General features: G+C 69.5%; 9 protein-coding genes. 2 read left to right on the top strand and 7 right to left on the bottom strand.

Annotated features, from left to right (window positions below):
* Positions 1–3: 3 nt before the first annotated feature.
* The 3 genes from EV648_RS02770 to EV648_RS02760 all read right to left on the bottom strand — a co-directional run bounded on the left by EV648_RS02770 (position 4) and on the right by EV648_RS02760 (position 2,659).
* On the bottom strand, positions 4–363 hold the full coding sequence (locus EV648_RS02770) for an NADH-quinone oxidoreductase subunit A (RefSeq protein ID WP_132189733.1): 360 nt from the start codon (positions 361–363) through the stop codon (positions 4–6).
* 135 nt (positions 364–498) lie between these two features.
* Positions 499–1,812: a geranylgeranyl reductase family protein gene (locus EV648_RS02765; protein WP_132189732.1), complete on the bottom strand. Its 1,314-nt coding sequence runs from the start codon at positions 1,810–1,812 to the stop codon at positions 499–501.
* A 148-nt stretch (positions 1,813–1,960) separates the two neighbouring features.
* The gene (locus tag EV648_RS02760; RefSeq protein WP_132284650.1) at positions 1,961–2,659 is read right to left on the bottom strand and encodes a demethylmenaquinone methyltransferase; all 699 of its coding nucleotides are present in this window, start codon (positions 2,657–2,659) and stop codon (positions 1,961–1,963) included.
* A 142-nt stretch (positions 2,660–2,801) separates the two neighbouring features.
* Here EV648_RS02760 and EV648_RS02755 point away from each other — a divergent pair, with 142 nt between their 5' ends.
* On the top strand, positions 2,802–4,073 hold the full coding sequence (locus EV648_RS02755) for an isochorismate synthase MenF (protein WP_132284648.1): 1,272 nt from the start codon (positions 2,802–2,804) through the stop codon (positions 4,071–4,073).
* A 2-nt stretch (positions 4,074–4,075) separates the two neighbouring features.
* Positions 4,076–4,693: an MBL fold metallo-hydrolase gene (locus tag EV648_RS02750; RefSeq protein ID WP_132284646.1), complete on the top strand. Its 618-nt coding sequence runs from the start codon at positions 4,076–4,078 to the stop codon at positions 4,691–4,693.
* On the opposite strand, the gene EV648_RS02745 is transcribed toward EV648_RS02750, so the two are convergent.
* Genes EV648_RS02745 through EV648_RS02730 form a run of 4 tightly spaced genes read right to left on the bottom strand, consistent with a single transcriptional unit; the run spans position 4,679 to position 9,592 of the window.
* A complete protein-coding gene (locus EV648_RS02745) occupies positions 4,679–5,860 on the bottom strand; it encodes a hypothetical protein (RefSeq protein WP_132284644.1) in 1,182 nt (393 codons plus the stop codon). The genes EV648_RS02750 and EV648_RS02745 overlap by 15 nt on opposite strands.
* The gene (locus EV648_RS02740) at positions 5,857–8,106 is read right to left on the bottom strand and encodes a xanthine dehydrogenase family protein molybdopterin-binding subunit (RefSeq protein WP_132284642.1); all 2,250 of its coding nucleotides are present in this window, start codon (positions 8,104–8,106) and stop codon (positions 5,857–5,859) included. The genes EV648_RS02745 and EV648_RS02740 overlap by 4 nt, the downstream gene beginning before the upstream one ends.
* Positions 8,103–9,095 (bottom strand): xanthine dehydrogenase family protein subunit M, encoded by a 993-nt coding sequence (locus EV648_RS02735; RefSeq protein WP_132284640.1) that lies wholly within the window; start codon positions 9,093–9,095, stop codon positions 8,103–8,105. The genes EV648_RS02740 and EV648_RS02735 overlap by 4 nt, the downstream gene beginning before the upstream one ends.
* The gene (locus tag EV648_RS02730; protein ID WP_132284638.1) at positions 9,092–9,592 is read right to left on the bottom strand and encodes a (2Fe-2S)-binding protein; all 501 of its coding nucleotides are present in this window, start codon (positions 9,590–9,592) and stop codon (positions 9,092–9,094) included. The genes EV648_RS02735 and EV648_RS02730 overlap by 4 nt, the downstream gene beginning before the upstream one ends.

The following is a 9,592-nucleotide window of genomic DNA, read 5'->3' as shown; positions in this document are numbered from 1 at the left end:
TGCTCAGTCCCATTCAAGTCCGCCACGACGCCACACGTAGGCGTACGCGATGAACACGGTTGCGATGAAGATGACCATCTCGACCAACCCGAACAGCGCCATCTGGTCGAAGGCGACGGCCCAGGGGTAGAGGAAGATGATCTCGATGTCGAACACGATGAAGAGCATCGCGGTGATGTAGTACTTCACCGGGAAACGCCCGCCACCGACCGGCTGCGGGGTCGGCTCGATCCCGCACTCGTACGAGTCGAGCTTGGCCCGGTTGTAGCGCTTCGGGCCGACGAGCGCGCTCGTCACCAAGGTGCCCGCCACGAAGATCGTCGCGAGCACACCGAGGATGAGGATCGGTACGTAAGGGTGCATCTTGTGGGTGCTCCCTCCTTCTTGCGTCCGTACTGCCTGGTCGGTGGCTGTCTGTTGCTCTTCAGTCCTGTCCTGTTGCGGGACAGCACTGTGTTATCAGTACCGCTGTGTCTCAGGTCACCCGCCCCGCCGTTGTCAGGCGGCCGGGGCGACCTTGGTGAGACCGTTGATGATCTTGTCCATCACGTCGCCGTCGCGCGGATCGGTGAGGTTGGCCAGCAGTTTCAGGGTGAACTTCATCAAGGTGGTGCGCGGCAGACCGTACTTCGTGCACAGCCGCATCACCTCCGGATTTCCGATCAGCTTCACGAACACCCGGCCGAGCGTGTAGTAGCCGCCGTACTCCTGCTTGAGCGCCTTCGGGTACGCCGACAGCGCCCGCTCGCGCTGGTTCGGCTGCCGCCGCAGGGCCTGGGAGGCGACCTCGGCGGCGAACGCGCCGGACTCCATCGCGTACGGGATGCCTTCGCCATTGAACGGGTTCACCATGCCGCCCGCATCACCCAGGAGCATGAGTCCACGGGTGTAGTGCGGCTGCCGGTTGAAGCCCATCGGCAGCGCCGCGCCCCGGATCGGGATGGTCTGGAACTCGTCGCGGAACTGCCACTCCTCGGGAGTGTTCTTCAGCCACTGCTTCAGCAGGTCGGAATAGTCCACCTTGCCGAAGGCGTCGGAGGTGTTCAGGATGCCGAGGCCGACGTTGACCGTGCCGTCGCCCATCCCGAAGATCCAGCCGTAGCCGGGCAGCAGGTTGCGCTGACCGGGCTGCTGCGGGTCGTCGGCCCACAGCTCCAGCCACGACTCGAGGTAGTCGTCGTCGTGGCGTGGGCTGGTGAAGTAGGTGCGCACGGCCACGCCCATCGGGCGGTCGTCGCGCTTGTGCAGGCCCATCGAGACACTCAGCCGCGAGGAGTTGCCGTCGGCGGCCATCACCAGCGGCGCCCGGAACTCGAGGTCGGCGCCGGCCCGGCGGCCGTTGTCGTCGACCGGCTTCGCGGTGACGCCGACGATGAAGCCCCGGTCGTCCAGGATCGGGGCGGTCACGTTGGTCCGCTCCCGCAGCTGGGCGCCGGCCTTGACGGCCTGCCGGGCGAGCATGTCGTCGAAGTCCATCCGGTTCCGGGTCAGCCCGTAGTTCGGGTGGCTGGCCAGGTCCGGCCAGTCGAGCTGCAGCACGTGCCCGGCGCCGCGGATCCGCAGCCCGTAGTTGGGGATCCAGCCGGCCTCGGGCGAGATGTCGATACCCATGTTGATCAGCTGCTTGGTACCGCGCGGGGTGAGCCCGTCGCCGCACACCTTCTCGCGCGGGAACGCGGTCTTCTCCAGCAGCAGCACGTCCAGGCCGGCGTTGGCCAGATGGTACGCGGCAGCCGAGCCCGCGGGCCCCGCACCGACGACGATCACATCGGCGGTCTCGGCCTGCTGCCTGTTCGGCGCGCTCTGGCTCATCTCATCCCGGCCTGAAGGTTGGGCTGTCACTCGTGAAGGGATTCACGAGGCCTGGTCAGCTGACAGTCTAGGACTGCCTGACTTGGACACGAAACCGGCCCGGAACCCCTTGCCTGCAACTCATTTATGCGCGATTTCCGTTGCGTAATTAGAGGGGCTTCACGCCGCGGTGGATGGCCACCAGGCCGCCGGTCAGGTTGCGCCACTGGACGTGGGTCCAGCCGGAGGCCTCGATCGTCCGGGCGAGTGGCTCCTGACCTGGCCAGGCGCGGACGGACTCGGCCAGGTAGACGTAGGCGTCGGGGTTGGTGGAGACCGCCTTCGCGACCACCGGGACGGCTCGCATCATGTACTCGAGATAGGCCACCCGGAACGGTTTCCAGGTCGGGTGGGAGTTCTCCAGCACCACCAGCCGGCCGCCCGGCCTGGTCACCCGGAGCATCTCCCGCAGTGCCACCGTGACGTCGTTCACGTTCCGCAGCGCCCAGGAGATGGTGACCACGTCGAAGCTCTCGTCTGCGAACGGCAGCCGGAGCGCGTCGCCGGCGATCAGGTCCAGCTCGGGGTTGCGGCGCTTGCCGACCCGGAGCATGCCGACCGAGAAGTCGCACGACACCACCTCGGCGCCCGCCTCACGCAGCTTCACGCTGGAGGCACCCGTCCCGGCGGCCAGGTCGAGGATCCTCATCCCCTTCCGCGGCGCGATCTCCGCCAGCGTCTGGGGCCGCCAGTGCAGCTTCTCCAGCCCCATCGTGGCGACCGCGTTGGTCCGGTCGTAGCCCTCAGCCACGTTGTCGAACATCGCAGCGACGGCTTCGGGCTGTTTGGTGAGGTCTGCGCGGTTCACCTGTCTAGTTCATCACGGCTCCGACAGGCTCCGAAATTCGCTGGACATGAAGGCGGCATACGCTTGCATGCCGTGAGCGAATCTCCATTGAGCCGGCCGGCCATCGAGACCCGGGGCCGGGAAGCGAGCGAGGAGTGTTGCCGTGAGCTTGTCTGACCCGGTCGTACCCGGCCACGAGCCGGCTCCCCGGCTGGTCGTTCGCAGCCAGCGGATCGAAGGCGTCGCCGCGGCCCTGATGGATCACCTGCCCGAGACCGGCGGACTGGCCTGGGTACGGCGCGGCGACGGCCACGTCGGCTGGGGCGCCGCCGCCCGGCTCGCGATTGCTGGTGGCAACCGGTTCACCGAGGCGCAGACCTGGTGGCAGGACCTCACCGGCGCCGCGGTGGTCCGCGACGAGGTCGGTGTGCCGGGCTCCGGCCTGGTCTGCTTCGGCTCCTTCGGCTTCACCGACGCCGACCCCAGTGAGCTGGTGGTGCCCGAGGTGATCGTCGGTCGCCGCGGCGGCATCACCTGGGTGACGACGATCTCCGGCGCGAGCTCGATCGCCGCTCCCCCGGAGCTGACCCGGTACGAGCCCGAGCCGGTCGGCCAGGTCGCCTTCGCCGACGGCGCCCGGTCCGGCGCCGAGTGGTCCGGGATCGTGGCCGACGCGGTTCAGCGGATCACCGGTGGCGAGCTCGACAAGGTGGTGCTGGCGCGCGACCTGGTCGCGATCGCGGCCGAGCCGATCGACCTGCGGTGGCCGTTGCGCCAGCTCGCCGCGGCGTACCCGAACTGCTGGACGTTCTCCGTCGACGGGCTGATCGGCGCCACCCCGGAACTGCTGGTCCGGCGGGAGAAGGGCCTGATCACCTCCCGGGTGCTGGCCGGCACGATCCGGCGTACCGGCGACGACGCGCACGACCTCGCGCTGGCCGCGTCGCTGGCCCGGTCGAGCAAGGACCTCGAGGAGCACGAGTTCGCGGTCCGCTCGGTGGCCGACGCGCTGAAGCCGCACTGCAAGTCGATGAACGTGCCCGAGACCCCGTTCGTGCTGCACCTGCCGAACGTGATGCATCTCGCCTCCGACGTGGCCGGGGTCGCCGCCAACGGCGCCTCCGCACTCGGCCTCGCCGCCGCCCTGCACCCCTCCGCAGCAGTCTGCGGTACGCCGACCGACGTCGCGCGGGACGTGATCGGCGAGATCGAGGGGATGTCGCGCGGCCGGTTCAGCGGCCCCGTCGGCTGGATGGACGCGGCCGGCGACGGCGAGTGGTGCATCGCGCTGCGCTGCGGCCAGGCCGACCCCCAAGACCCGACCAGGATGCGCCTGTTCGCCGGAGCCGGCATCGTCGCCGGCTCCGACCCGGAGGCCGAACTGGCCGAGACGAACGCCAAGCTGGTTCCGATGAGAGACGCGTTGGGAGACTGAGAGTGAAGCTCACGAAGTTCGCACATGCGTGTGTCCGGCTGGAGAAGGACGGCAAGGTCCTGCTGGTCGATCCGGGCACGTTCAGCGAGGCGGCCGCGTTCGAGCGCGCCGACGCGATCCTGGTCACGCACGAACACCAGGACCACCTGGACATCGAGCGGGTCCAGGCGCTCGACGTCCCCGTCTACACGAACGCCGGTGTCGCCGCGCAGCTGACCGAGCTGGGCGACCGGGTGCACGTGATCGCCGGCGGGCAGTCCTTCGAGGCGGCCGGGTTCTCGGTGAGTGCCTTTGGCAAGGACCACGCGATCATCCTGCCCGAGTGGGGCGTGCCCTGCGAGAACATCGGCTTCCTGATCGACGACGCCGTCTACCACCCGGGCGACTCGTTCACCCAGCCGGACCGCGCCGTACACACCAACCTCGTGCCGATCTCCGGCCCGTGGTTCTCCCTGCCGCCGGCTGTGGACTACGCCCGCTCGGTGAAGTCCGAGCAGCTCGTCGGCATCCACGACGCCCTGCTCAGCCAGATCGGCCTCAGCATGATGCCGCGCTTCCTCAACTCCGACGAGCGTCCCTACAAGGCCCTCGCGCCCGGCGACACGCTAGACATCAACTGACCCTGAACCGCCGCTCGACGTCCGTGGTGCCTGGTCAGCGGGGTGTGGGAAGGGCCAGCGTCGTCCGACGGCGACGTGGAGGATGATCGCGACGGCCAGGGCGTTCAGGGTGGCGTGGCCGACCCAGTCGTCCGCGGCGCTCTGCGTCAGGTGCATTGCCCTGGTGGCGATTGCCTGCAACCCGACCGCCAACAGCGCCGCCAGAGCGAGTGTGGCCAGCAGGAGAGCGGCGCGTTCGACGGTGGGACTGAGATTGCCGAGCCAGCCCTCGAACAGCATGCCGAACAACAGGCCGGCGGCGATGAAGCAGCCACTGAGCGCGGCGATTCGCGAAGGAGTCAGGCCCAGCAGTTCCCGCAGGACGAGGTAGCTGACGATCCCGCCGCCGATCACCGTCACGTGGGCGATGGTGAGGCGGGCCGCTCGGCTCGCAACAGTCACGAACGGCCAACCGCGCCAGACGACGAAACAGAGCACCTGCCAGGCGCCGATCAGTACCAGCGTCGCGCCGAGTACGGCGCCTGGCACCGGCCCGTCCCGCGAGATCACGTCCGAACCAGCCGGCGGCTCGACCTGTACGACGGTCAGGTAGCCGACGATCGCGATGGCCCAGGAGATCGCGACCGCGATCGGACCGGCAACCAGCGGGTGGAGGCGCCGCAGCGGCCACCCCTCACCGACGAGCGTGATCTGGAGCATCACGACGAAAGCCAGGCCGGCGAGCGGCATGGTGGCGGGAAACGTGGGTACGTGACCTGGACCGGGTGCGGGATCGAACAGGGCCGCTGGATCGAGACGACCGGCCAGGGTCTGACCGGCACCGGTCAGAACGATCGCGCCCGCACCGATCAGCACTGTGTCGGCCCAGCCGGCCCAGCTACTTCGCAGCCGGGTTCCCGGCCAGTCCTCCCACCAAAAGGCGATCATCACGACGAGCGGGAGGGAGAACGTGACGAGCGGTGCCAGGACGCGGGTCGACCCGTCGCCGCCGAGACCGATCGCCAGCGCCAGCGCGACCGGGATGACGAGCAGCAGGCCGAGCAGCCCGAGTCCGGGCTGCTGGAACGATCGCGAGCCGGTACTGCGTGGTTGCGAGAGTGGCGGTCGTTCCGGGAGCCGGGACCGGTCGGCGGGCACCGCGGAGCCCGCCGACCCGACGTCGCTCATCGCCCGCCGACGGCCGGATCCATCACGAGCTCCGGCGCCATCGGCAGGCTGCGGATCCGTCGGCCGGTCGCATGGAAGACCGCGTTCGCGATGGCGGCCGCGGCGCCGACCTGACCGATCTCGCCCACGCCCTTGGCGCCGAGCGGGCCGACCAGTTCGTCGTCCACGTCGACGAAGTCGACACGGACCTCGGGGGCGTCGGCGTTGACCGGCACAAGGTACTCCGCCAGGTTCGTCTCCGCCCACCGACCGTAGCGAGGATCCATGTGGTTGCCCTCGAGGAGCGCCTGGCTCATCCCCCACAGCATGCCGCCCATCAACTGGCTGTGGGCAAGCAGCGGGTTGAGCACTCGCCCGGGCGCGAACGCGCCGTTCAGCCGGCGCACGCGGACCAGGCCGAGCTCGGGATCGACGGCGACCTCGGCGAACTGCGCGCCGAACGTGAGCAGCCCGTGCGGCGTATCCAGGGGTGGCGGCCGCCACATGCCGAGCGCCTCGGCGTCGGACAGGTGATTGCGCGACAGCAGCTCACGGTACGTGTCGACCGCGCCCGGACGTTCGGCAGACGTCAGGTGCCCGTCCGCCACCTTCACCGAGCCTGGCCCGGCTCCGTGCAGGGGCGACTGTTCATCGCTGACGGCCAAGGCGATCAACTGCTCGCGCAGCGCCGTACCGGCCGCGTGGACCGCGGAGCTGACCATGCCGGCACCGGCCGAGCCGACGGCTGCCGTACTGTTCGGCAGATCGCTGTCGCCGGCCTGGAACTCCATCTCGCGGAGGGCGACGCCGAGGGCGTCGGCGCCGACCTGGGTGGCCATGGTGAGTACGCCGGTGCCGAACTCCTGCGTCGACGTCTGCACGATCGCGCTGCCGTCTGCGAAGATCCGGGCCCGCGCACGTTGGGGTGGCATGAAGAACGCGATCGGGTACGCCGCGGCCGCCACGCCGGTGCCGACCAGCCACTCGCCGTCGCGGGTCGTCCGTGGAGCGGGGTTCCGTTCGGACCACCCGAACCGCTCGGCGCCGAGGCGAAGACACTCCACCAGCCCGTCGCTGGACCAAGGATTGCCGAACGGGTCGACCGGTGTGTGGTTGCGCACCCTCAGCTCGACCGGGTCGATGGCCAGCTGGTAGGCGAGCTCGTCCATCGCCGTCTCGAGGGTGAACACGCCGAGCGACTCGCCCGGGCCGCGGGTGAACGTGGGCGTCATCGTGTTGCCCTTGATCAGCCGGTGGACGCCGAGGAAGTTCTCGCAGCCGTAGAGCTGCGACGAGACACCGGTCGCCGGCTCGGCCCAGTCGTCGAACGGCGAGGTGATCGACAACTTCTCGTGCCGGATCGCGGTCAGCCGCCCGTCCCGCGCGGCACCGATCGCGATCCGCTGCTCCTGCTCCTCACGGTGCCCGTTGGACGTGAACATCTGCGGCCGGGTGAGCATCAGCTTCACCGGCCGGCCGACGTACCGCGCGGCCATCGCGGTGAGCGTCACGTTCGGCCACACCATCGCCTTGCCGCCGAACCCGCCGCCGACGAACCGGGTGATCACCCGGACGCGGGCGATCGGCAGGCCGAGCAGCTGCGCTACGGTCTGCTGGGTGGCGCGGATGCCTTGGGTCGACTCGTACAGCGTCAGGTTGCCGCCGTCCCAGGTAGCCACCGTCGACGGGGCCTCGATCGGATTGTGATGGTTGGCCGCCATCTTGTAGGCGACCTCGACCCGCACGTCCGCTCCGGCCAGGCCGGCCTCGACGTCGCCGCGCTCGCTGCGTGCCGGCATCAGGCCGCCGAAGAGCCGCTGCGCTTCGTAAGCCTGCTCGCGGCCCTCCTCGATCGTGGTGATCGACTTGGTCGGTTGGTACGAGATCCGCACCAACGACGCCGCGTGGTGCGCCTGTTCGTACTCCTCCGCGATCACCAGCGCGACGGGCTGTCCGGCGTACTGGACGACGTCGTCCTGCATCGGGAAGAAGCTCTCGCCCGGCGCCGGGCCGCCGACCAGGGACGGCAACAGGTGTGGCTCGGCTGCGATCTTCGGCAGCTCCTCCGGGGTGAGCACGGCCAGCACGCCCTCGGCGGCCCGCGCGGCGTCGGCCTCGATCGCCGTCACCCGCCCGCTGGCGACAGTGGCCCCGACCACGGCCAGATAGGTCATGCCGGGCAGGCTGATCTCGGCGGAGTAGCGCGCCGCGCCGGTGACTTTGGCCGGGCCGTCGACCCGGGTGACCGGTGTACCGACGGCACTCATGACTGCCGCCCGTTCAAGCTGTGGACGAGGCCGCGCACCATGGCTCGCTGGGCGAGCTCGACCTTGAACGCGTTGTGCTCCCGTACGACGGCCTCCGCCAGCTCGACCGCGGCGGCGTGCCGGAACGACGTCTCGTTCGGCGGGCTTCCGACGAGCGCGGTCTCGGCCCGGCGCGCCCGCCAGGGCTTGGTACCGATACCGCCCATGGCGATCCGCACGCCCGCGACCACATTGTCGTCCACCTCGATCGCGGCCGCGACCGATACCAGGGCGAACTCGTACGACTGCCGGTCGCGGAACTTGAGATAGACCGAGCCTCGGGCGATCGGCGCTCCGGGAACGTCGATGCCGACGATCAGCTCGCCAGGAGCGATCGGATGCTCGAGCTGCGGCGTGTCGCCGGGGAGCAGGAAGAAGTCGTCGAACGGGATCGCGCGCTCGCCCTCCGGCCCGACCGTCCGGATGACGGCGTCGAACGCCACCAGCGCGACGGCGACATCGGACGGATGCGTGGCGATGCAGTGCTCACTGGTGCCGAGGATCGCGTGGCCGCGGTTGAACCCGTCGAGCGCCGCGCAGCCGGACCCCGGCTCGCGCTTGTTGCACGGCGAGACGCCGTCGCGCAGGTAGGCACAGCGGGTGCGCTGGCGGAGATTGCCTCCCATCGACGCCATGTTGCGCAGTTGCTCCGAGGCGCCCAGCAGCAAGGCCCGGGAGATCGCCGGGTACCGCTCGACGACACGCGGCGTTCGCGCGACGTCGCTCATGCGCGCGAGGGCGCCGATGTGCAAGCCGCCGTCGGGCAGGTCCTCGACTCCGCGCAGCGGCAGCTCGTTGATGTCCACGAGGTGCTCGGAGCGGGAGATACCGGCCCGGATCAGGTCCACCTCGGTGGTTCCGCCCGCGAGGAACGCACTCGCCGGGTTCGCCGTCGCCAGCGCGATCGCGTCCTGCACATCCGCGGCCCGGCTGTAGGTCAGCGGCCTCATGACCTTCCTCCCGCTTCGTCGCGGACGTGCCGGATGGCCGCCCGGATGTTCGGATAGGCCGCACACCGGCAGATGTTGCCGCTCATGAACTCGCCGATGTCCTCGTCGGTGCCGGCATTGCCCTCTTCGATCACCTTGATCGCGGACATGATCTGGCCGGACGTGCAGTAGCCGCACTGGAAGGCGTCGTACTCGATGAACGCTCGCTGCATCGGATGCAGCTGGTCGCCGTCGGCGAGCCCCTCGATCGTGACGATCTCGTGTCCCGAGGCGGCGACCGCCAGCGTCAGGCAGGCGAGCACCCGCCGGCCGTCGATCCACACTGTGCACGACCCACACGTGCCTTGGTCGCAACCCTTCTTGCTACCTGTCAGATCCAGGTGCTCACGCAACGCGTCCAGCAGGCTGACGCGCGGCTCGAGTACGACGACGTGCTGTCGGCCGTTGATCTGGAGCGGCACCTGGACCCTCGTCACTGCTTCTTCGACACTTGTCAT

The sequence above is a fragment of the Kribbella sp. VKM Ac-2568 genome (assembly GCF_004345365.1).
Lineage (GTDB): Bacteria > Actinomycetota > Actinomycetes > Propionibacteriales > Kribbellaceae > Kribbella > Kribbella orskensis.
This window is presented reverse-complemented; position numbering and strand designations above follow the sequence as displayed.